Annotated in this window: 20 protein-coding genes; 8 read left to right on the top strand and 12 right to left on the bottom strand. The window is 73.2% G+C overall.

Annotated elements, in window-relative coordinates; all coding sequences use genetic code 11:
- Positions 1-96: 96 nt before the first annotated feature.
- The 4 genes from WMF20_RS36360 (at position 97) to WMF20_RS36345 (ending at position 5,931) form a co-directional block, all read left to right on the top strand.
- Entirely contained in the window at positions 97-1,434 is a 1,338-nt protein-coding gene (locus WMF20_RS36360) for a hypothetical protein (RefSeq protein ID WP_437606380.1), read from the top strand.
- Positions 1,435-1,445: 11 nt separating this feature from the next.
- The gene (locus WMF20_RS36355) at positions 1,446-3,275 is read left to right on the top strand and encodes an NAD(P)/FAD-dependent oxidoreductase (RefSeq protein WP_437606379.1); all 1,830 of its coding nucleotides are present in this window, start codon (positions 1,446-1,448) and stop codon (positions 3,273-3,275) included.
- A gap of 91 nt (positions 3,276-3,366) precedes the next feature.
- Positions 3,367-4,035: a hypothetical protein gene (locus WMF20_RS36350; protein WP_129578578.1), complete on the top strand. Its 669-nt coding sequence runs from the start codon at positions 3,367-3,369 to the stop codon at positions 4,033-4,035.
- Positions 4,036-4,338: 303 nt separating this feature from the next.
- Entirely contained in the window at positions 4,339-5,931 is a 1,593-nt protein-coding gene (locus tag WMF20_RS36345; protein WP_437606378.1) for a peptide chain release factor 3, read from the top strand.
- Between the two features lie 49 nt (positions 5,932-5,980).
- Here WMF20_RS36345 and WMF20_RS36340 read toward each other — a convergent pair whose 3' ends face one another.
- The 5 genes from WMF20_RS36340 to WMF20_RS36320 form a co-directional block, all read right to left on the bottom strand.
- Positions 5,981-7,843 (bottom strand): DUF885 domain-containing protein, encoded by a 1,863-nt coding sequence (locus WMF20_RS36340; protein ID WP_437606377.1) that lies wholly within the window; start codon positions 7,841-7,843, stop codon positions 5,981-5,983.
- Positions 7,844-7,926: 83 nt separating this feature from the next.
- A complete protein-coding gene (locus WMF20_RS36335) occupies positions 7,927-9,126 on the bottom strand; it encodes a hypothetical protein (protein WP_437606375.1) in 1,200 nt (399 codons plus the stop codon).
- Between the two features lie 68 nt (positions 9,127-9,194).
- Positions 9,195-9,854 carry a DNA-3-methyladenine glycosylase gene (locus WMF20_RS36330; RefSeq protein ID WP_437606374.1) on the bottom strand — a complete coding sequence of 220 codons (660 nt, stop codon included), beginning with the start codon at positions 9,852-9,854 and terminating at the stop codon, positions 9,195-9,197.
- A gap of 42 nt (positions 9,855-9,896) precedes the next feature.
- On the bottom strand, positions 9,897-10,535 hold the full coding sequence (locus WMF20_RS36325) for a redoxin domain-containing protein (protein ID WP_437606373.1): 639 nt from the start codon (positions 10,533-10,535) through the stop codon (positions 9,897-9,899).
- Positions 10,536-10,635: 100 nt separating this feature from the next.
- Positions 10,636-12,111, bottom strand: a complete 1,476-nt coding sequence (locus tag WMF20_RS36320) for a sigma-54-dependent transcriptional regulator (RefSeq protein WP_437606372.1) — start codon at positions 12,109-12,111, stop codon at positions 10,636-10,638.
- A gap of 346 nt (positions 12,112-12,457) precedes the next feature.
- On the opposite strand from WMF20_RS36320, the gene frr reads away from it, so the two are divergent.
- Entirely contained in the window at positions 12,458-13,015 is a 558-nt protein-coding gene (frr, locus tag WMF20_RS36315; RefSeq protein ID WP_129578571.1) for a ribosome recycling factor, read from the top strand.
- A gap of 483 nt (positions 13,016-13,498) precedes the next feature.
- The gene (locus WMF20_RS36310) at positions 13,499-14,362 is read left to right on the top strand and encodes a Stp1/IreP family PP2C-type Ser/Thr phosphatase (RefSeq protein WP_437606371.1); all 864 of its coding nucleotides are present in this window, start codon (positions 13,499-13,501) and stop codon (positions 14,360-14,362) included.
- 102 nt (positions 14,363-14,464) lie between these two features.
- Here WMF20_RS36310 and WMF20_RS36305 read toward each other — a convergent pair whose 3' ends face one another.
- The 4 genes from WMF20_RS36305 to WMF20_RS36290 form a co-directional block, all read right to left on the bottom strand.
- Positions 14,465-15,031 (bottom strand): hypothetical protein, encoded by a 567-nt coding sequence (locus WMF20_RS36305; RefSeq protein WP_437606370.1) that lies wholly within the window; start codon positions 15,029-15,031, stop codon positions 14,465-14,467.
- Between the two features lie 150 nt (positions 15,032-15,181).
- On the bottom strand, positions 15,182-16,372 hold the full coding sequence (locus WMF20_RS36300; RefSeq protein WP_437606369.1) for a cystathionine gamma-synthase: 1,191 nt from the start codon (positions 16,370-16,372) through the stop codon (positions 15,182-15,184).
- Between the two features lie 121 nt (positions 16,373-16,493).
- Positions 16,494-17,474, bottom strand: coding sequence for a protein kinase domain-containing protein (locus WMF20_RS36295; RefSeq protein ID WP_437606368.1), 981 nt, complete (start codon positions 17,472-17,474; stop codon positions 16,494-16,496).
- Positions 17,475-17,481: 7 nt separating this feature from the next.
- Entirely contained in the window at positions 17,482-18,393 is a 912-nt protein-coding gene (locus tag WMF20_RS36290; RefSeq protein ID WP_437606367.1) for a hypothetical protein, read from the bottom strand.
- A 272-nt stretch (positions 18,394-18,665) separates the two neighbouring features.
- Between WMF20_RS36290 and WMF20_RS36285 the strand changes: the two genes are divergently transcribed.
- Positions 18,666-19,325, top strand: coding sequence for a hypothetical protein (locus tag WMF20_RS36285; RefSeq protein ID WP_129578566.1), 660 nt, complete (start codon positions 18,666-18,668; stop codon positions 19,323-19,325).
- Between the two features lie 18 nt (positions 19,326-19,343).
- Here the strand turns inward: WMF20_RS36285 and WMF20_RS36280 are convergent, their stop codons facing one another.
- Both WMF20_RS36280 and WMF20_RS36275 read right to left on the bottom strand, forming a co-directional pair.
- Positions 19,344-19,865, bottom strand: a complete 522-nt coding sequence (locus WMF20_RS36280) for a YqaA family protein (RefSeq protein ID WP_129578565.1) — start codon at positions 19,863-19,865, stop codon at positions 19,344-19,346.
- A 68-nt stretch (positions 19,866-19,933) separates the two neighbouring features.
- Positions 19,934-20,437: a response regulator gene (locus WMF20_RS36275; RefSeq protein ID WP_437606366.1), complete on the bottom strand. Its 504-nt coding sequence runs from the start codon at positions 20,435-20,437 to the stop codon at positions 19,934-19,936.
- A 351-nt stretch (positions 20,438-20,788) separates the two neighbouring features.
- Between WMF20_RS36275 and WMF20_RS36270 the strand changes: the two genes are divergently transcribed.
- Positions 20,789-21,058 (top strand): hypothetical protein, encoded by a 270-nt coding sequence (locus WMF20_RS36270; protein ID WP_129578563.1) that lies wholly within the window; start codon positions 20,789-20,791, stop codon positions 21,056-21,058.
- Between the two features lie 82 nt (positions 21,059-21,140).
- Here the strand turns inward: WMF20_RS36270 and WMF20_RS36265 are convergent, their stop codons facing one another.
- A complete protein-coding gene (locus tag WMF20_RS36265) occupies positions 21,141-22,523 on the bottom strand; it encodes a hypothetical protein (RefSeq protein ID WP_129578562.1) in 1,383 nt (460 codons plus the stop codon).
- Positions 22,524-22,578: the final 55 nt, after the last annotated feature.

The raw sequence follows: 22,578 nt of genomic DNA, 5'->3' as shown, positions 1-22,578 counted from the left end.
CGTGGTCGGCGGGGCGCCTGCGGCGCTGTCGTGCGGCCAGCGCGGCTGCTAGGGTCGCCCGCGGCTCCGCCCGACCGGCGGCGCCCTGCGGAGACCATGACATCGACCGTTCTGCTCGGGGGGATCGACCACTTCCACCTCATGAACGATCGCGCCATGCGCGCGCGCGGCCAGGCGGGCAATCACTGCCTGTTCGTCCTCGAGCTCGACGGCCGCCTCGACCTCGGCCGGCTCGCGGCGCGCCTCGAGCGCGCGACGCGGGCGCTGCCGGAGCTCCGGCTCCGGCTCGACAACAGCGTGCTCGGGCGGGTGGGGCGGCCCCGCTGGGTGGTCGATCACCACCGGCGCGCCCCCGAGCCGCGCCTCCACGAGGTCGCCGGCGAGCGCGAGCGCGCGGCGCGCCTCGAGGCGCTGCTCGCGGAGCGGACCTCCGGGGAGCGGCCGTGGGCGCTCGACGTCGTGCGCGGGGCGGGGGAGGGCGACACGGTCGTGCTCCGCCACTTCCACGCGCTGACGGACGGCAGGGGCGCGGACCGGCTCGCCGCGTGGCTCGGCTCCGGCGGCGGCGACGCGCCGGACGACCCGCCGCTGCGGCAGGAGCGGCACGACGCGCCCGAGCGGCTCCTCGCGGCGATGGGCCGCGACGAGCGGCTCGCCCTGGCGCGCGCCTACAAGGCCCACGTGCTGGCGCTCGGCCGCGCGCCGATCCTGTCGCTCGCGCGCGCCTGTCCGGGGGTGCGGGCCGCGACCTCCCGCGTCGCGCGGCTCGCGCTCTCGGCGGAGGAGACCCGCGCCTTCGATCTCCGGGTGCGGCAGCGGGCGCGGCTCGCCGAGACGAGCCTGATGCTGATCGCGGCGGCGCGGCTCGCCGATCGCGCGCTCGTGGCCCGCGGCTTCGCCCCGCCGCACCACGTGGTCCCGCTGCCCCTCTCGCTCGACCCCAAGGGGGGCGCGCGGCGGCTCTTCGGCAATCACCTCACCATGGTCCTGCTCTCGCTCGGCCGCGACGAGCTCTACGACGACGCCCGCGCGGTGGCGCGCCTCGCCGAGCAGCAGCGCGCGATGGTGCGCGACCGGCTCGATCTCGCGATGGTCGCCGCGCTCGATCTGGCCCGCTGGCTCCCCGGGCCGGTCTACCGCTGGCTCGGCGACCAGCCGTTCGAGGGCGAGCTCGCTTCGCTGATCGTCTCGAACCCCGGCGCCGTGACGGTGGACCGGTTCGCGGGGCTGCCGGTGCGCTCGGCGTACCCGCTGCCTGCGGTGGTCACGCCGCCGGGCTTCCAGGTCATCTTCAGCCGCTTCGGCGGGCGGCTCTCGGCGTCGATCGTCTACGGCGACGGGCTGCTCCGCCCGGACGAGGCGGCGGCGATGCCGGGCGCGCTCCGCGCCGAGCTGCTCGGAGAGCCCGCGCCGCCGGCCGGCGGCGGGGTATAAGGGCCGGCGTCATGCGCACGTTCGACATCGTCATCATCGGCAGCGGCATCGCCGGCGGCTTCCTCGCGCGGCAGCTCCGCCTCGCGCGCCCGGATCTCGGGGTGCTCGTGCTCGAGGCCGCGGGCGCGATGGAGGACTACAAGGTCGGGGAGAGCACGGTGGAGGTCGCGGCGAACTACATGGTTCGCCGGCTGAACCTCGGCACGTACCTCTACCAGCACCAGCTGCCGAAGAACGGGCTCCGCTTCTTCTTCGACGGGCCGGGCAAGGATCTCCCGCTGCCGCGGATGAGCGAGATCGGCTCGGACCACATGCCGTTCCACCCGAGCTTCCAGCTCGAGCGCGCGCGGCTGGAGCGCGATCTCGTCGCGATGAACCGCGCGGCGGGCGCCGAGGTCGAGCTCGGCGCCAAGGTGGTCGACCTGGCGATCGACGGGCGCGGGCGGCACAAGGTGGTCTACGAGCAGGGCGGCGAGCGGCGCGAGGTCGCCTGCCGCTGGGTGTGCGACGCCTCGGGCCGGCGGCACGTGCTCCTCCGCAAGCTCGGCGTGAAGGTGCACAAGGAGACGCGGCTCAACACCGCGGCCGCGTGGGGGCGTTACCGCGGCGTCGCGGGGCTCGACGCGGTCACCGACGCGGCGTGGCGGTCGCGCGCGCGGTACACGTCGCGCCACCTGTCGACGAACCACTTCATGTACGACGGGTACTGGATCTGGTTCATCCCGCTCGCCGGGGACCTGATGAGCGTGGGCGTGGTCTTCGACAAGGACCGCATCGGCGAGGGGAACGCGCCGGCCGGCGCGCTGCCCGGGCCGCGGACGCGGGCGGACTTCGAGCGCTTCCTCGGCGCGCACCGCGCCGTGCGCGAGCTGCTCGAGGGGGCGGAGCTCGAGGATTTCCAGGCCTACGCCCACCTGCCGTACCACGCGGACCGGTACTTCTCGACCGACCGTTACGCCGTGACCGGCGAGGCGGGCGCGTTCACCGATCCGTTCTACAGCCCCGGCTCCGATTTCATCGCGACCGCGAACGAGTTCATCACGCAGATGATCCTCGCCGACGTGGCCGGCGACCGGACCGGGTTCGAGGAGCGGGTCGCGGCGTACGACGCGTACTACCGGTTCAAGTACGACAGCACGCTGCGGCTCTATGAGCGCATGTACCCGGTGTTCGGCTGCTTCGAGCTCTACCGGCTGAAGTACCTGCTCGACTTCAACAACTACTACAACCTGGTCGTCTGGCCGTTCATGGCCGACCGCGTGACGGACGTGGGCTGGATCCGGGAGGAGCTCCGGTTCACCGATCTCGTGCTGCGGGCCCTCTCGACGATGGGCGATCATTTCGCGTCGCTGGCCTCCGACCTGCGCGCGCGCGGCGAGTACTTCGCGCAGAACGAGGGGCGCTTCGCCAACGGGCTGAACGGCGTCGCGCAGCTGGAGACGCGGCTCGGCCCGTCGATCGACGAGCGGTTCCGGCGCGAGCAGGTCGATCGGGCTTACGGGAGCGTCTTCGCGGCGCTCGTGGAGAGGCGGCTCGCCGAGCGGGGCCTGTCCGATCGTGCGCGCCTCGTCTCGGAGCTCAAGCTCCCGCAGGTGCTCACGTTCCGGGACATCACGCCCGACCGGCTCGCGCGTCTCCTCGACCGCATCGGCGAGCGGATGACGAAGGATTTGCGCGCCGAGTTTCCGGACGCCGGGGTCGAGCGGGTGGCTCTCGGTTCGGGCGGCGAGGTCTCGGTGACGGGTCCTGCCGTGGGGACCGAGGTGCACGCGGCGGTCCTCTCCCGGGCGCGATCGCTCTGGGACGCCTCGGCGGGCTCGCTCGCGCACGTCGCCCTCTGATCCGGGGACAAAAAAGCGCCGTTTCCGATGTACAAGCGCCCGTTCCGCAGTATCACAGCGGCCGATGCGGTGGCGAGCAGCAGGTGGGCGTTTGGGTCAGTGGACGGTCTCGGTGGCGCTCTCGATCAGCGCCATCGGCGCGTGTGTCGGCGCGGCTACCGAGGGCGGCGCGCAGCCCGCGTCGCCGCAGGGTCCTCCGTCGCAGGGGTGGATCACCGCGGCGTCTGACGCCGATGCCGGTCCGCGCTGTCCGCACGGCGCGCTGGAGGATCCTCACCATGGATTCGTGCGGTGTCTCGAGCCTGGCGAGGCGGACGCCGGCTGGCTCCCGCCGCCTCCGCAGCCCGAGCCCCCTCCGGACGACGCCGGCGCCCCGCCGCCCGACGCCGGCCCCATCGACGGCGGCGCCCCCGACGCCTCCGTCGTCTCGGCCCCTCCTCCGCTCGTGGAGGTCAAGGAGCCCGAGTTCATGAACGGCGACGTCCCGAACGTGGCCAAGCGTCTCGAGAAGGTCTCCTCCGACCTCGCGAAGTGCGTCGCCGACAACGGCGGCCTCTCCGGCGCGACGGGCACCATCAAGCTCCAGTTCCTGGTCCGCGTGCGAGGCCGTGCCGAGGGCGTCGAGATCCTCGACGCTCGCGGCGTGACCTCCGATGCTCAGCGCTGCATCCGCCAGTTCCTCAAGAACCGCGCCATCGGCACCCCCAGCGCCGACCCCGTTGGCGTCACCGTCACCCTCTCCCTCCGCGCCCAGAAGTAGGGCAAGAACCCCCCCCACCCCCCTTGGAAGAGCCGGTGCGGGCAGGGGTGGCTCGCGAGCGGGCGGGCGGGGGTGGGCCCCACGAATCCGAGGGCCGGCCCGCATCGCAGCGTCCACCTCCCGGACCGCGTCCTCCGTCCACCCGGCCATAGCCTCCTAAAAGGCCCGAGTTCGTGGGGGGACCCCCGCCCGCCCGCTCGCGAGCCACCCCTGCCCGCGCCGGCGCCCGCTCGGCTCCGTGGCCGCCGTGGGTTGACGCCGCCCCCGCCGCTCTTATCCTGCCGCGCCGCTGTGCCCGACCCAATGCTCACCCGCGAGATCGCCCGTCGAAAGACGTTCGCGATCATCTCCCACCCCGACGCTGGCAAGACCACGCTCACCGAGAAGCTCCTGCTGTACGGAGGCGCGATCCAGCTCGCCGGCGCCGTGAAGGCCAAGAAGGCGCGGGCCCACGCGGTCAGCGACTGGATGGAGATGGAGCGCGAGCGCGGCATCTCCATCTCGACCAGCGTCCTCCAGTTCCCGTACAAGGGCCGCCTCCTGAGCCTGGTCGACACCCCCGGCCACGCCGACTTCAGCGAGGACACCTACCGCGCGCTCATGGCCACCGACGCGGCCATCATGATCCTCGACTGCGCCAAGGGCGTCGAGGCGCAGACGAAGAAGCTCTTCCGCGTCTGCAAGCTCCGGCAGATGCCGATCTTCACCTTCGTCAACAAGCTCGACCGCCCCGGCCGCGACCCGTTCGAGCTCATCGGCGAGGTCGAGGAGGTCCTCGGCATCGGCGTCTACCCGGTCACCTGGCCGATCTCGGTCGGCGGCAAGTTCCGCGGCGTGTACCACCGCGAGCGCAAGCAGGTGTTCCTCTTCGAGCTCGTCGCGCACGGCGCCGAGATCGCCCCCATGGAGGTCGTCTCGCTCGACGCCCCCGAGCTCGTCGCGGTGCTCGACGAGGAGGGCGCGCGCCAGCTGCGCGAGGACATCGAGCTCATCGACGCCGCCGGCGACGCGCTCGACCGCGACAAGCTCGCCCGCGGCGAGGTCACGCCGATGTTCTTCGGCAGCGCCATCACCAACTTCGGCCTGCCGCAGTTCCTCGACGCCTTCATCGAGCTCATGCCCCCGCCCGCGCCGCGCGGCAGCGACAAGGGCCCCATCGCCCCGGACGACGATCGCTTCACCGCCTTCGTCTTCAAGATCCAGGCGAACATGGACCGCGCCCACCGCGACCGGATCGCGTTCCTCCGCGTCTGCTCCGGCCGCTACGAGCGCGGGATGAAGGTGCACCACGTGCGCCTCGACCGCGACATCCGGCTCACAAACCCGGTGCAGTTCATGGCCCAGGAGCGCACGCTCGTGGAGGACGGCTTCGCGGGCGACATCATCGGCGTCTTCGACCCGGGCTTGTTCCTCATCGGCGACTCCCTCTGCAGCGGCTCGCCCGTGAAGTACGCCCCGCTGCCGCAGTTCCCGCCGGAGCAGTTCGCCCGCGTCGTCATGATCGATCCGATGAAGCGCAAGCAGCTCAAGAAGGGGCTCGAGCAGCTCGCGCAGGAGGGCTCGGTGCAGCTCTTCCGGCCGCCCGAGGGGCGCGAGGGCGAGGCGATCCTCGGGGTCGTCGGCGAGCTCCAGTTCGACGTCGTGAAGCACCGGCTCGCGGCCGAGTACGGCGTCGACGCCCGGATCGAGCGGCTCTCGTTCAGCCTTGCGCGCTGGGTCGAGGGCGAGCCGGTGCCCCTCGCCGAGCTCGAGTCGAACCTTTACGGCTACGGCGCCCTCGACGTGCACGGCAACGCGGTCGTGCTCTTCAAGGGCGAATGGCAGCTCGAGGCCTGCGCGAAGGCGTTCCCCAAGACGCGCTTCGTCGAGCTCGGCGGCTCGATCAACCCCGTATGATCAACCCCCGGTAGCAGAGCGGCGCGCGCCGCTCTGCGCCGCGGCGCCGCTACTCCGAGAGCAAGGCCCGGAGGTGTCGCACCGAGGGCGAGCCGTGGCTGAGCAGCCGGTCGTGGTAGGCGCGCTCGGTGAAGCCCGGCTTGCCCTGGTGCTCGGCGCGCAGGCGCATCATCTCGGTGAAGCCGTGGAAGTACGTCGTGAGCTGCGCGCTGGTGAGCCGGGCGCGCCGCCACTTGCCGACGGCCTCACCCTCCTCCTGGAAAGCGTCCCTCGTCATGAGCGCGATCGCCTCCTTCTCGTCCATCGCGCCCGCGTGCACCCCGTGGTCGATGATGGCGTTCGCCGCCATGCGCAGCACCATCTTCTGGCGCTGCATCCGCACCTTCGGGCCGCCGAAGCCGTGATGGGCCATCAGCCACTCGGTGTAGACCGCCCACCCCTCGACGAACGGGCCGCTCGAGAAGACCGCGCGGAACTTCGACGGGAACGCGTTGTTGTGCATGAGCTGCAGGAAGTGGCCCGGCATCGCCTCGTGGATGGTGAGGTCGGCGAGCATGCTCATGTTGTACTCGCGGTAGAACGAGTCGACGCGCGCCTTCGGCCAGTCCTTCGGCGTCGGCGCGATCGCGAAGACCGTCTCCTGCTTCGCCTCGAGCGGCCCGGACGCGTCGCAGTAGGCGATCGCGACCCCGCGGCGGTACTCCGGCATCTCGATCACCCGGCAGGGCTCCTCCGGGACGCGCACGAGGTCGCGCTTGCGCACGAAGTCGGTCGCCTCGGCGAGCAGCCTCTCCGACGCCTTCACGATGGTGGCGTTCGTCGGGCGATCGGCCGCGATCGCGTCGAGGACCTTCCGGATCGCCGCCATCTTCTCGTCCTGCGCCTCGACCCTCGGGAACGGCTGCTTCCCGAAGAGCTCCGGCCAGAGCTCCCGCGAGGTCTCGAGCATCTCGGCGTGCGTCGCCGCGAGCAGCGCGCGGGCGCTCGCCACCACGCCGTCGATGTCGACGGACGCGTCGTCCAGCGCGAAGCGGAGCTTCTTCTCGAAGCGCGCGCGGCCCAGCCGGAAGTCGCCGTTGCTCCGCGGGAGCAGGTCCTTCTCGAGGAACGCCTGGAAGCCCTCGAGCGCCGCCGCGGCGGCCTTCGCCGCCGCCTCGAGCTCGGCCTTCTGGGCGGGGGCGGACGCGAACAGCGCCGGGAGCTCGGCCTTGCAGAGCGCGATGAGCCCCTGGTTCTGCGCGATCGCCGTCTCGGTGTGGATGCGCGGCGGCGCCCCCGTGAGGCGCTGCTGCGCGCTCCGGACGAGCGCGGGGATGCCCGAGAGGCGGCCCTCGAGGCTCCGCATGCGCTCCTCGAGCGGCGCGAAGCTCCGCGTGATCAGCGGGTCGAGCCCGTCGCCGATGAGGCCGGTGGCGATCATCGGGTTCCACGTCGCCTCGCGGAGCTCGTCGATCGCGAACAGCCAGGAGCGCAGCTGGTTGTCGATCATCGCCGCGTCGACGCGGCTCTGGAGGCCGAGCCGATCGAGCGGCAGCGCGGTGAGCTCCGACAGCGCGCGCTCGATCGTGCGCCGGCGCGCCGCCTCGCCCTGCTCGGTGATGTCGGGCCACGCGCCGTCGTACCGGTGGTCCCCGGCCTCGGTGGCGCGGACCGGCTCGTCGCGCAGGTACTCCTCGAGCACGCGCGCCGACAGCGCCGCGAGCGCCTGCTCGGCGCCGGCCGCCGCGTCGCCCGCGCCGGGCCGCGCGTCGGCCGCGCTCACGACGGGCTCCTTCGCCCCGGGCTGCGCGGGCGGCGGGACCGCAGGCTCGGCCGACCCGCACGCGCAGAGCAGCGCGACGAGCAGCAGGAGGCCGCCGCGGCGCGGCCGCCGGGCGGGGGAGGGAGCATCGAACGGACCATGGTGTCGCACCTCGGCCTTTTTAGCGAAAGCCCTCGAAGAAACTAGCGAAAGCTGGCGGCGAAGGGAACGCGCGCCGGGGGGGAGCGCCGGCCTCACGGGGCGCTGCCCAGCGAGGCCTTCGCGAGGCTGGAGATGGCGTCCATGTCGCTCTGCACCGCGTCGAGCAGCGGGCCGAGCGCGAGCCGCAGCTGCTTCGAGTTCGGGTGCCGGAGGATGCGCGCCACGCTCTCGGCCGCCAGCTCGCTCAGATCGTGCTCCACGTAGCGATCGATGTGGGCGCTCGACAGCGCGAGGCCCGGGAAGGCGGTGCGGCAGAGCGCGTCGACGAGCTCGCCCACGAGGCCCGGCGGGATGGCCGCGGTGCTCAGCGCCATCCGGGCCTTCTGCGCGCTGATCGTGCACGACTCGGTGCGCAGCTGGCTGATCACGGGCGAGCCGAGCACCGCGTGCCACCGGGAGAGCTCGGCGGCCCGGCTCGCCTCGAGCTCGCCCGGCGGCGCCTCCGACGCCGGCAGGAGCGCCGCCATCTGCTCCGCCGCGCCCGGATCGATCGCGACGCGGCGCACGATGATCAGGTCGTGCGCGCGCAGGCACCCGAGGAGCAGCCGCGTCGACGCGTCGCGCAGGAGCGGCGCGAGCGCGGCGGCGATGACCGTGGGGGGCGAGCCGACGAGCCCCGGGCTCGACCCGCGCCCGTTGCCGGCCCCCGCGCCGCGGAGGCGGTAAGCGCCCGAGCTCGGCGGCGAGCGCACGCTGGACGGGGGGATGCTCGACGGCGGGCCGTGACCGAGGACCGGCGGCGGGCTCGGCAGCTGCCCGACGCCGCGGCTGCTCGGCGGCGGCGGCGGCGCGCCGGCGTGCAGGCCGCCCGGCGGCGGCCGGCTCGACGGCGCGCGCGTGCCGGCGCTCCGCAGCGGATCCGCGGCGAGCGGCGGCACCGGGGTCAGCCGGTTGCGCCGCGACTGCGTGGTGCGGTCGGTCACGACGTGCAGCGACGCGAGCTCGATCGCGCGCAGCGCCGGGACGCCGCGCGGCGCGCGGGCGGCGATCGCCGCGGCGAGCTCGGCCTCCCTGCCGAGGAGCGGCTCCTGCTCGCCGGTCTCGCGCAGCAGGTCTCCGGCGATCTGCGCGCACCGCTCCGCGGCCTTGCTCGCGGCGCTCTGCGTCTGCGGGGCCTTGAAATAGAGTGTTAACTTTCCCCTGACGGTCTCGCGGCGCGTGGCCGTCGTGACGACCTGCGAGGCGCTCTCGACGTTGGCAGGCTCGCGGCTCCCGAAAGGCCAGAATCCCATGCGGCCATTCTCGCGCGATCCTGGGCCCGGGCGCGAGCGCTTCGAGCGGCTCGCGCCCTCACGCCGGCTCAATGGCGAGGCGAAACCGATACATAGCGATTGCCGCGCTCGTAGAAGCGCCACGGTTTCTTGGCCCACGCACCTGCGTAGTCCACGTTGATGCGAGGTGACCTACCGATGCGCCCCGCCGCGCCGGGGAGCAGCGAGAGCTGGGCTCCGCAGAGATCCATCCCGTAGGCGGAGCGATCGAGCCCCAGCGCCTTGCAGAGCTTCCCAGGGCCGTTGGTCAGCTCGACCCGCCCGGGCGCGACGCCCCGCCGTCGGCTCATGAGCGGGAGCCCGAGCACGGGCTCGATCGCGCGGACGAGCACCACGTGCGGCTCCCCCTCCGAGGCCACGACGATGTTGAACGCCCAGTGCATGCCGTAGAGCATGAACAGGTACGCGTAGCCCGCCGGGCCGAACATGATCTCCGTCCGCACTGTCCGCCGCCCTCCGGCGCTGTGCGCGGCGAGATCTTCCGGACCGCGGTAGGCCTCGGTCTCGACGATGCGTCCGGCGGCGATGCCCTCGGGCGTCCTGTGGACGAGCACCTTGCCGATGCACGCCCGCGCGACGACGAGCGGGGGGCGCGCGTAGAAGTCGCGCGGCAGCGGCGGCGCTCCTTCGAGGAGCGCGGCTCCGTCGCGGGGGGCGGGCGGCTCGGGCGTGGGGCGCGTGGTGGGCACTCGGGTCTCCGGCGGACGTCCGGCGCGCGGACGAGCGCGCCGTCAGGAAAGGTGGCCCGGCGGGGCGGGCGTCCCGGAGGGCGGGGCATCGCTGTCGGGCGGCGCGCCCGGCGAGGCGGAGGCGGGCGCGCCCACGGCAGGCGAGGCCTGCGGGGCGGCGTCGGACGGCGGCCGGCCCGACGGCGCGCGCTGGCCGCGCGGGGCGGCCGGGATCGCGGGGGGGCGCGCCGCCCGGAAGCGCTCGTCGACGAACGCGAGCACGTCGTCGCGGTGCTTCGAGGCCTGGAGCTCGTGATGGAACACCGCCGCGACGCGCAGGTCGGGCGCGATGACGTAGGTGACCCGCCGGGCGACGCCGATGAGCGGCCAGAGGACGCCGTAGGCGCGGCACACGCCGCGGTCGTCGTCGGCGATCATCGGGAAAGGGACCTTGTGCGACGCGGCGAACCGGCACTGGGTCCGGTGATCATCGGTGCTGATGCCGACGAGGCTGGCGCCGGCGAGCGCGAGCTCGGCGTGGTTGTCGCGGAACTGCCGGGTCTCCACGGTGCATCCGGGCGTGAACGCCTTCGGGAAGAAGAACACGACCGTGCAGAGCCCGCCCTGCCGGGACAGCACGAAGCGCTGGCCGTCCGTGGCCAGCTTGTCGATCTCCGGCGCGAGCTCACCGACCCTCAGCATGCCGCCGCAATCTGCCGCAAGTCGCCGCCCGCGTCGACAGGCGAGGGGGCGCCGCGCGCCGGCGCCGCCGGCCGCGATCCGCGCGAGCCCCCGAGATGCGTCACGTGTCGATGCCGAGCCGCTTCAGCCGGTAATAGAGGGTCGTGCGCTGCATGCCGAACTGGCGCGCGACCTCTGCCTTGTTCCCGCCGCAGCGCTCGAGGGCGGCGAGGAGCTCCCGCCGCTCGATGTCGTCGAGCTGCGAGCTCAGGTCGAGCTTCGGCCGCGACGACGCCGGCGCGGCGAGCGCCTTTCCGGCCGCGTCCGCCTCCGGGTCCGCGGCCTTCGGCGGCCGGGCGGGCGGCTCGGTCGGCTGGGGGCGCGCGGTGAACGCGAGGTGCTCGGGCAGGATCACGTCGCCGCGGGAGAGGATGGCGGCGCGCTCGACGACGTTCTCCAGCTCGCGCGTGTTCCCCGGCCACGCGTAGGCCGTGAGCTTGGCGATCGCCTCGTCCGAGAGCGACGTGGCCGCGCGCGCGTTGCGGCGCGCGTATTTGCGCAGGAAGTGCTCGGCGAGGGCGCGGATGTCCTCGCGCCGCTCCCGGAGCGGCGGCAGCCGCAGCGGGAACACCGAGAGCCGGGAGACGAGCTCGGGCAGCACGCCCGCGCGCGCCCACGCCTCCTCGATTCCGGGCGTGAGCGACAGCACGACGCGCACGTCGACGCGGGTGGTCTCGGTCGACCCGAGCCGCTCGACCTCGCCGTCGGTGAGCACGCGGAGCAGCCGCGCCTGGAGCGAGGGCGTGAGCGGCGCCGGCTCGTCGAGGTAGATCGTCCCCCGGTGGGCGAGCTCGAGCCGGCCGGCTCGCTCGGTGAACGCGCCGTCGAAGGCGCCCCGCCGCCAGCCGAACAGCTCGCGCTCGAGCGCGTCGCCCCGGAACGCGGCGCACGTCACCTTGACGAACGGCTGCTCCTCCCGCGGGGAGCCCACGTGGATCGCCCGGGCGACGACCTCCTTCTCCGCCCCCTCCTCGCCCTCGATCAGCACGTGCGTCGCCGCCTTCGCCACCTCGCCGATCCGGGCGGCGACCTCGCGCATGGCCTCGCTCTCGCCGGCGATCTCCCCGAAATCGATCGGGTCGCGCTGCTCGCGCTCGAGGTAGCCGGCGTAGTGGGCGAGCTGCTCCCGCAGCCGCCGGTTCTCCCGGACGGTCGCGACGCCGGCGATCGCCTGCCGGAGGACGACGGCGAGCTCCTTCGAGTTCCAGGGCTTCTGGACGTAGCGGTCGACCGCCCCCGAGTTGACCGCATCGATGAGCACGGTCATGTCCGCGTAGGCGGTGAGCAGCACGCCCGCGGCGTCGGGCCGCCGCTCCTTCGCCTGCTTGAGGAACTCGATACCGCTCATCCCCGGCATCCGCTGGTCCGCGACGATCACCGCAGGATCGAGCCGATCGAGGAGCGAGAGGGCCTCGGCGCCGCCCAGCGCGTAATGGAGCTTGAACGACTTCCTGAAGGCGAACCGGAACGCATCGAGGTTGTCCTGCTCGTCGTCGACGACGAGGACGTCGAAGCTGTTCCAGTCCAGATCGCGCATCGGGTCGCCCTGCCTCCCAGAGTTACTACAGCTCGGCGCGACCGTGACAGCGGAGGTGGCGCCGCCCGGCCGCCGGCGCGGCCCCCGCCGCGCGGACTGCCGCGGTCCGCCGGCGGCGCTCCGCGGCCCGCCGGCGGCGCCCTGCCGTCCGCCGTCCCGAAACGGGGCGCCCTGCCGCCCGCGCCGCCGCGCCCACGCCCAGACGGAGGCGATCGTTCGTCCGGCCGCGACGCCGGCGGCGCCCGGGCGGATCGATTTCTCCGCCGGCCCAGAAATACGCGGTAAGCTCCGCGCCCGCCCGCGAAGAGGGCGGGCTGGGCGAGCCCCACACGGAGGAAGCCGGATCATGCTCGAGGACGTCATCAAGGAGCTGCGCGAAGGGATCGACAAGGCCATCGAAGCTCTCCGGCGAGACCTGGCGAAGGTGCGCACCGGGCGCGCCAACGCGGCCATGCTCGACGGCATCCGCGTCGATTATTACGGCGTGCAGACGCCGATCGTGCAGATGGCCACGGTGTCCGTGCCGGAGCCCCGGCTCATCACGGTCAAGCCCTGGGAGAAGAACCAGGTGAAGGCGATCGAGAAGGCGATCCGGGAGAGCGATCTCGGCTTGAACCCCCAGGTGGACGCGGATCTCATCCGGCTTCCGATCCCGCCGCTGACCGAGGAGCGGCGCCGCGAGATGGTGAAGCTCACCAAGAAGAACGGAGAGGACTGTAAAGTTGCCATCCGGAAGCATCGTCGAGACGCCAACGAGATGATCGACACCCTCGAGAAGGACGGCGAGGTCAGCGGCGACGAGGCCGACCGGTCGAAGAAGAAGGTCGAGGACGTGGTGGCCGAGGGGACGAGGCAGGTCGACACGGTGATCGCGACAAAGGAAAAAGACATCCTGGACGTGTGAGCGGGGCCGCCGCGGTGCCGGCGGCCGAGCGCGAAGGCCGGACCGCGCGACGCGGCGTCCCTGGCCTTCGCGTGATGGGCCCGGGTCTCCGGGCGAGGGGGGCGCGTGGTCCGCGGCCGCCGGGCGCCGCCCGGCGTGAGCGGTGGCGCCGCCCACGGCCGCGCGCGGCTCGTCCTGGTCGAGGACGGCCCGGAGGCGCCTCGCAGTCCTGCCGGCGCGGGGCCGGGGGTTGAGCCCGCGCGCCGGCGCCGGACCGACGCCTGGGCCGACAATGAAGCGTTCAATGAAAAAGAGGCTTGCGGTCCCCCCGGTCCGAGTCGGTAGGATCAGGAAGGTCGGCGAGTGGACGTCTGATGACGTCCACTACGGTGCGAGAGGCCCTGCTTGACAGGTTTTCGGTAGCATGAAACGGTTGGTGCTCGAAGCCAAAGGCCCGGAGCCGTCTCAAGGATTCCCGAGGTTATGCGAGCGATCGCTTCAGGAATGACGGACGTTGGTCTCCAACGCGACCACAACGAGGACAGCTACGCCGTCCTGTCGGAGTATGACCTGTTCATCGTCGCGGACGGCATGGGGGGCCACCGCGCGGGGGACGTAGCGAGCAGGCTGGCGACCGAGTCCATCGCGGACTTCTTCCGGTCCACGTCGCGGGAGGACGCCACCTGGCCATTCCACTTCGACACCAGCCTGTCGGAGGAAGAGAACCGGCTCCAGGCGGGCATCCGGGTCGCCAACCGCCAGATCTTCGAGCGCAGCATCCGGTCGCGCGACTGCGCCGGGATGGGCACGACGGTCGTGGGGGCGCTCTTCTCGAAGAAGAAGAACCGCATCTACGTCGGCCACGTCGGCGACAGCCGCGCGTACCGCGTCCGCAAGGGCTCGATCAACCAGCTCACGCGCGATCACTCGCTCTTCAACGACTACATCATGGCGATGCCCGAGCTCACCGAGGAGCAGCGGGCCGAGCTCCCGCGCAACGTCATCACCCGCGCGCTCGGGATGAACGACAGCGTCGCGGTGGACCTGATCAGCGACGAGCCGCAGCCCGGCGACGTCTACCTGCTCTGCTCGGACGGCCTGAGCGGGATGCTCTCGGACGATCAGATCCTCCAGATCGTGAGCTCGACCGAGGAGGTGCCGGAGATGTGCCGCCGCCTCATCGCCAAGGCGAACGAGAACGGCGGCGAGGACAACATCACGGCGCTCGTGATCCGGATCGACGAGCAGGACGAGGCCGAGCTCCCGAACAGCGCGACGATCGGCCCGCCCGCCGACTCGCAGCAGGTCAACATGGGCGAGCGGTCGACGGTCCCGGCGGCGTCGGCCTCGCGCTCCGAGAAGAGCTGACGCGCGAGCGGCGCGGCCTGCGCCCGCGCGTCCCGGCCGCGCGCCCCGCGAAGCGCCGACGCGCGGGGGGGCGCGCTCAGCCCCCCGCGCGCGCCGGTCGGCTCAGCTCCCGCAGCTGTCGAGGGCGAGGGCGCCCCGCCGGATCTCGCAGGTGTGCTGGCCGTCGGTCACGGACGGGCACTCGAAGACGACCCAGATCTTGCCCGCGTCGACCCCCTGCTCGCTCTCCGCGTCGAACCAGAACTGGCACTGTTCGTCGGTCGTGGAGGTGAAGGTGGTGCCGCTCGTCTTCGCCGACGAGAAGCTGACGCTGCCGCTGGCGGGCATCTCCTTCGTCGCCCCGGGGCTGATGTCCACGATCTTGACGCGGACCTGCGTGGCGGTCGCGCTGTTCTTGAGCGTCGCCGAGACGTCGAAGGAGCCCGAGCCGGTCACGGTGCAGTCGACCGAGGCGCCCTCGTCGCCGTCGGCGACCACCCGGAGCCGCCGGGCCGCGGTCACCTCGCCGAGGACCTCCGAGTGCCCCCCCACGTTGCAGCTGGCGCCCGGTTTGACGAAGTTCAGGGAGTAGGCGGCGCGCGGGGTGGGCGGCGCCGGGTCGCTGCAGCCGAAGCCGAGCAGGGGTAGAAGGCCGAGCACGGGCACGAAGCCGAGGCGGGCGAGACTCATGGCAAGCTCCGGTGGTGGATGGCGGCCCCGAGGCCGCACCTCGCTTCTATCGTATTCGAGGGCCCCCGATCAAACGGCGCCACGCGCCCCGCGCGACCGCGCGACCGCGCGGCGAGCGCGAGCGCGAGCGGCCGCGACCGGCGCGCGCGATCATGCGCGGGGCGCCAGCGCCTGCGCGTCCTCCAGCGCCTGCGCGACGTCGTTCCAGAGGTCCTCGCTGCCCTCCAGGCCGACCGAGAGCCGGAGGAGGCCGTCGGCGATGCCGAGCGCCTCCCGCGCCGCCGCGGGCACGGAGGCGTGGGTCATGATGGCGGGGTGCTCGGCGAGCGACTCGACGCCGCCGAGGCTCTCGGCGCAGGCGAAGATCGCGAGCCGCTCGAGGAAACGCGAGGCGACGGGGAGGCCGCCGCGCACGACGAACGAGATCATCGCGCCGGGCGCGCGCATCTGCCGCGCGGCGAGCGCGTGGCCGGCGTGCGTGGGCAGGCCGGGGTAGTTCACGGCCTGGACGGCGGGGTGTCCGGCGAGCCTGCCGGCGATGAGCGCGGCCGACGCGCACTGCTGGCGCACGCGCACGCCGAGCGTCTTGATCCCGCGGAGCACGAGGTAGCAATCGAACGGGCTCGGCACGGCGCCGAGCGCGTTCTGCAGGAACGCGACCCGCTCGGCGAGCGCGTCCTCCGAGGTGATGAGCGCGCCGCCGACGGCGTCCGAGTGCCCGTTCAGGTACTTCGTGGTCGAGTGCGCCACGACGTGGGCGCCGAGGTCGAGCGGCCGCTGGAGCACCGGCGTGGCGAATGTGTTGTCGACGACGAGCAGCGCCCCGTGCGCGCGCGCGATCTCCGCGATCCCGGCGATGTCGAAGATCTTGAGCATCGGGTTCGTCGGGGTCTCGATCCAGATCATCCGCGTGGCCGGGGTGAGGGCCTTGCGGACGACGTCGAGGTCGCTCATGTCGACCGAGGTCGAGGCGATGCCCATCGGCCGCATGACCTTGTCGAAGAGCCGGAAGGTGCCGCCGTAGACGTCGTCGCCCGAGAGCACGTGATCGCCGGGCCGGAGCGTGTGGAGCAGCGTGGCGGTCGCCGCGGAGCCGCTGCCGAAGGCGAAGCCGTGGCGACCGCCCTCGAGCGCGGCGAGGCATTCCTCGAGCGCCTTGCGGGTGGGGTTGCCGCTGCGCGAGTACTCGAACCCCTTGTGCTGGCCCGGCCGCTCCTGCGCGAACGTGCTCGCGAGGACGATCGGCGTCATGACCGCGCCGCTCGTCGGATCCGGCGGCTGGCCGGCGTGGATGGCGAGCGTGTCGAGGGCGAGCCTGTCGTGACCTAGGTGGGGCTTCATGCGGATCGAGACTTATCCCACGGACCGCGTGCGTCCACGGTTTTGGCGCGCGCGAGGGCCGGGCGCGCGCGAGCCGGCCGCGCTCCTGGGCCTGAGCTGGCCGCGCGGGGCGGCCGCGTCGCTAGCCGCGCGGGGCGGCCGCGTCGAAGGCGTCGAGCAGCGCCCGCGCGCTCTCGACGCGCCGCTCCGGATCGCGGTCGAGGGTGCGGGCGAGCGCCCGGCGCTGCCCCGGCGAGAGCGCGCCCGCGGCGGCGAGCGCGTCGAGGCGGAGGCCCGACTCGCCGATCTCGACCAGCATCGCGGCCGGCTCGCGCGCGCGCGTGAGCGGCGCGCCGGTGGCGAAGGCGACGAGGGTCGCCGCCATGGCGTAGACGTCGCCGCGCGCGGTCGGCGGCGATTCGCCGCGGGCGATCTCGGGGGCGACGAACGGGACGGTGCCCCGGTCGGCGGTCTCGAGATCGGGATCCATGCCGCGGAACCGCGCGGCGCCGAGGTCGACGAGGCCGATGTCGCCGAGCGGCCCGAGCAGCACGTGATCGGGGCCGAGATCGCCGTGGACGAAGCCGAGCGGGCCCGCGGCGTCCTCGAGCTCGTGGAGCTCGGCGAGGGTCTCGATGGCGGCCCGGACGACGTGGACGACGAGCGACGCGGGCGGCGGGCGGCCGCGGCCGCGCCATCCGTCGAGCACGTCGCGGAGCGAGGCGCCCTCGCGCCGGCTCTCGAGGAGGAAGGGGCCGTGGCGATCGGCGCCGACGCGCGCGAGCGCGGGCAGGGCCGGGTGCCGGGCGAGCGAGAGCGCCTTCGCCTCGCGGACCATGGCGGCGCGCCCGGCGTGCGCGCGGAGGGCGGCGGGGGCGAGGCGCTTGCAAACGAGCGTGGGGCCGAGCGTGGGGCCGAGCGTGGGGCCGAGCGTGGGGCCGAGCGTGGGGCCGAGCGTGGGGCCGAGCGTGGGGCCGAGCGTGGGGCCGAGCGTGGGGCCGAGCGTGGGGCCGAGCGTTGGGCTGGGCGGCGGGCCTCCGAGCCGGACCAGCGCCACGTCGAACGTGGCGCCCGCGCCGAGGTGCTCGATCAGCTCGGTGCCGTCGGGAGCGGGGTAGGGCATGGGCCCCTCAGCCGCTCCCTGCCGGCGCCGGGGCCGCCTCGTCGCACGCGCGGAGCCACCGCAGCGCCTCCTCCGCGCCGTCCTTGCCGCGCACCGCGAGCGCCCACCGCGCCTCGCGCCAGCGCGCCGCGAAATCGGCCCAGCGCGCCGGCGCGTCGCCCCGGCCGTCGAGGGCGGCGACCCGATCGTCGATGCTCTGGAAGGGGAACACCGGATTGCCGAGCCCGAACCGCGCCTGCGCCCAGTGGACCACGCCGATGAAGAGGCCGTACCGGCAGCGGCGGGTCGCCTCGTCGACGCCAACGACCGGCGACCTCCAGTCGAGGTGGATGTCGTCGAGCTCCGGCAGCCGCGGCTCGCGCTTGCCCACGCAGATGTGCACCGCCTCCTGATCGGGCCGGTGCACCTCGCGCCAGCTGTCCGCGTCGAGCGGCTCGCCGCCCCGGAGCAGCGAGCCCATGCTCCCCGCGAGGGCGCCGAGCAGCGGGCCTCGCTGGTGCTCGATCCCGCCGAGGATCGTGTCGCGCGCCATGCGGCGGCCGCCCGTCCCGGCGAACTGGCCGTCGAGGCGCTCGCGCATCGCCGCCGGCTCGGCGTAGACCGCTTTGAATCCCGCGCTCCCGCCGACCCACACGTTGCGCAGATACCTGATCTGCGCCCACAGCCCGAGCGTGGGGTCGATATCGCGGATGCGCTCGAAGATGCGCGCCACCACGTTGACGCACGTCGGCCCGAACCGGGTGAGCGCCTCGCCGAGATCGCGGGGCTCGGGGGCGCCCCAGAACGCGTTGTCCAGGTTGAGCTCCGCCCCGGGGCGGCGCGCGAGCCGGTCGGCGAGGCTCCTCTCCAGCGCCTCGCGCAGCGGGCCCTCCAGCCCGGCGAGGTGCGGGCCCGCGCCTCCGTCGAGTGAGCCGGTCATACGAACATCGTATCACGCCCGCCGCGCGCATCGCCGCCGGCGCCGCGCCGCGTCCGCGGCGTCGACGACGCGCGCGGGCGCCGACGCGCGACGCGCGACGCGGCGGAGCGGGGCGCGGTCGCGCGGCGAGCTCGCCGGCGGGCGCCTGCGCCGCGGCCGCCTGTGGGATGGCCACGCACCTGCACGGGGGGAGGGCGGTGGCCAACTTTTCTTCGCGTCATGCGGCATATCTCTGCGTTCAGCGCGAACGTGATAGAAGTCTTGAGAACGGCATGGATCCCAAGATTTTGGAGATGCTCTTCATCGCTGTTAGCAACGGCGTCGCCCTCTTTATCGGCGCTTACGTGGCGCGCAGATCGGCAGATCTCAGCGCGGAGCGCCGGGCCGAGCACGAGGAGAGGGCGGAGCTCCTGCGACAGCGGCGGGAGGCGCTCCTGGAGCGGCTGGCCCTCCAGCGGCGCGCGCTCGACGACTACGCGCGGATGATCGTCCGGTGGTCCTCGGCGCCCGGGTCCGGGGCGCCGCGCACGCGCGAGGAGGACCTCGCGGCGGACCAGGAGTCCATCGCGATGTACGCGCAGATGGCCAACGCGTTCGGGAGTCGGCAGTTCGCCGAGCAGGCCGCCGCGACGCTGCACGCCGTGCGCGCCGGCCGCGGCAATGTCCAGGTGTTCCCGTTCTCCGTGCAGATCGCCTCCGCCTGCTACCAGGAGATGATCCGGGCGATCTCCGAGCTCGAAAAGGAGATCGGCCTGCCGGCGCCGCGGTCGCCCGCGCGGCCGTTCCTCCCGGACGAGGAGCTCGCGAAGGAGGCGACTCGGCTGTTCTCCAGGAACGTGGTGGAGCGCTCCGGGATCGATCTCGGCATGGTCGATCAGATCCTGGAGCGCGTCCGGGTGAACCCGTCCGAGGAGGCGGAGAGCCCCAGGTAGGGGCTCACGCCTCCGGCCTCACTGGCTCCATCCCATCCGGATGAGCGCGTAGAAGATGAGGAGGCGAGGCACCCGGAACAGCACCATGGTGAAGAAGTAGCGCGGCGGGATCCGGTACAGCCCCGACAGGTAGCAGAGCATCGAGAAGGGGACCGGCGAGACGCTCCCGACGGCGATGGCCCAGTACCCGTAACGGTCGAACAGCCGATCGATCTTGGGCCGCGTCCGCTCGAGGCGCGCCGCGAAGATGCGGAAGCGCGCGAGGTGGCCGGCGAGCCGGTATCCCGTGCAGCCGGCGAGGAGCGAGGCCGCCGAGATCGCGATCATGGGCGCGACCTGCGGGCCTCCCGAGGTGATCGCCGTCAGCATGTAGAACTGCGGCGGGATCGGGAACGAGAACGCGTCGGCGAGGTAGGTGCCGACGAACATCCCGGCGAGGCCGAAGCGCTGCACGAACCCGCGGCCGAGCGCGTCGAGCTGGTCGCGCGCGAGGTGCGCCGCCAGCGCGATGAGCCCGAAGAGCGCGCCCAGGCTGAGCACCAGCTGGACCAGCGTGCGCCACAGATCTCGCCGGTCGTCGCGCGGGCGCGCCTCGCTCGTTTGCTGGCTCAGACCGCCTCCTGCCGGCGGCGCTGGAGCCGCTCGATGATCCGCCTGCTGCGGAGCGTGCTCTGAAAGATCCGCGTCGCCTTCTCGAGGGCGTCGAGGAGCCTCTGCGCGGCGCCGTGCTTGTCGACGTACGCGAACGGCCGGTGCGCGTTGATGACCTCGAACGAGTCCTTCTCGTCCTGATACGGCGAATAGAAGATCACGGGGACTTCCGGCTGCACCTTGCGGATCTGGTCGCAGACCCAGAAGCCGTCCTGCCCCGACATCCGCACATCGATGATCACGGCACAGGTGTCCTCGGTGAACGCGGCGACCCCGTCCAGGGCCGAGGCGCACACGACGAGGCGATACCGCTCCGCGAGGAGGGCGCCGAGCGGCTGCCAGAGGCCCCTGTCCTCGTCGACCACGAGCACGAGAGGAAGCCGCGTGGACTCGGGCTTCTCGCGATCCGGCCGCAGGGCTGGATCGGCCCCGAGCAGGGTATCGGATTCCTTGGACGACATTCTGCGTGGATCGTGGAGGGCGCGTCGAGACGCCCATGACACAATGTACCACGTCCTGCGCATCGAGCCAGCGCGCCGCGCAGAGGGAGATAGCGGCGCGCGGAGACGGCGCGGCGCGGGCGTGGCTCCGCCGCGCGGGGTCGTGCCGCGGGCGTCCGCGCCGTGGGCGGCGGCCTGGGATTCGTCTATGCTGGGCGCCGAGGCGTGGCCTCATGGTGAGGCCTGCAGGCCGTTTGCAACGCGCCGCGATCCTGCCGGATCGCGCGCTCGCCTTCTCGTGCGCTGACCCGGTCTGCCGGTCGGCAGCGGGTCGCTCGCCGGGGAGCGCCCCACAACCGAGATGAGCTGCCCATGAAGAACGCAGGACTCCGATCGATCCCCCTCGTCATCGCCGCTCTCGGCCTCTTTGCCGCGGGGTGCAAGGACGAAGACAACTTGCACGCGTGCAGTGAGCTCTGCAAGCACCGCATCCTCTGCGCGGAAGAGAAAGGGGACCCGCCGCCGAGCAAGACCAGCTGTGAGACCGCGTGCCTCGGCCTCGAGGGAGAAGGCCTCGTGGAGCGAACCGAGGAGTGCGTGAACGAGGCGTCGTGCGATTATGTGGCGTGCGCGGACCCCTGAGCCCGGCGAGCGCGCGCGCCGCGGGGGGCGGGGCGCGCCGGGCCTCCCGGCCGGGAGGCCGGCGCGATGACGGCCGGCGCGATCACGGCTCCGCGTCGCACTCGGGCGCGTCGCGGAGCTTGCCCGAGGCGAGCGGCGCGTCGAAGCGCAGGAGATCGAGATCGACGAGATCGAGGCGCTTGAACGTCAGGTTCAGCGGTCCGACCGACACGCCGGCTTCCGCCTCGGCGTAGGCGCGCACGCCGCCGTCGACCCGCGCGTCGTACGAGCAGTACGGCGGCGCGGTCTCCGCGCTCACGCGCGCATACGCCTGGACTCCGACGTTCGGGCCGAGGATGCCGTACAGGCGCGCCCGGAGCTCCGCGCCGGCGCTCACCTTGCCGGACGCCGTGATCGCGCCGGGCGCCCCGATCGAGGCCGTCCCCGAGGCCGAGCACGAGGGCTCCCAGATCGTGCGCCACTTCCCGTTCTTGTAATCGACCCCGGCCTCGATCTCGGCGGTCGTCTGCGCCTCGGCCTCCACCTCGGCGGCCGTGAACGACAGCCCCACATCGGCCGTCGCCCTCGGCACGACGTTCGTCGTGACGACGATGGGCACGGGCCCCACCCAGAACGTCAGCGTCGGCAGCGGCACGCTCGGGACGCCCCCGGCGAGCTCGAGGAGATCGACCGTGCAGCTCCCCGTGACCGTGCCGGAGCCCTGGAGCGTTGCGCTCACGTCGAGCCTGCCCGAGGCGACGAAGCGGAGCTGCTTCAGCTCCGGGACCGGGTTGACCCCGCCGCGCGGGCCGACGTGGACCTCGAAGTCGAGCACCGGAGAGAGCTCGGCCGTGACGTCGAGCGCCGCCGTCCCGTGCGCGGTGACCCCGCACGAGGCCGGGAGAGAGGCCGAGGAGAGCTCGAAGAGCTTCATGGAGGCGCCGGACGCGATCTTCAGGGCCTCCGCCTGGCTCGCGATCGGCTCGTCGCCCTCCAGGCCGAGCTCGCGGACGCGCGCGAGGTGCTCGTCGATGGCCTGCGCGTACTCGCGCGCGTCGTAGTGGACGTGGACGTGCCCTTCGGTGATGAACTCCGTGAGGTCGGCGGGCGTCGTCTCGAGCGCGACCCGCGCCGCGTCGAGCGCGCGGACGCGCACGACGCGGGCGAGGTAGCCGCCTCCCTGCGTGCCGCCGAGCACGTCGCCCGCGGCGAACGGCGGCAGGCTGCCGTCGTGGGTGATGACGATCTCGCGCTCCCCGAGCTCCGCGGCGACGAACCCCGGCTCCTTCTCGGGCACGCGGGCGCGCTCGGACAGCTTGAGCGGCTGGACGACATCGACGGCGCCGGGGGCCGGCAGCTCGGCAGGATCCGCGACGTCGTCCGCCGGGGCGGCGCACGCCGCGAGCCCGGGCGCGCCGAGCGCGAGAAAAACGGCGGAGATGAGCCGCGCGGTCACCGCGCGGCTCCGAGGGAGCGTGGTTTTCATGGGCGCGGACGCTATGCGGGCATTGTGGCGAACCGGTTACAGAGGCGAGACTTGC

Origin of the sequence: Sorangium sp. So ce834 (assembly GCF_051521425.1) — a bacterium.
Lineage (GTDB): Bacteria > Myxococcota_A > Polyangia > Polyangiales > Polyangiaceae > Sorangium > Sorangium cellulosum_D.
Note: the sequence above shows the minus strand (reverse complement) of the source record. Positions and strands in the feature narration are given on the sequence as shown.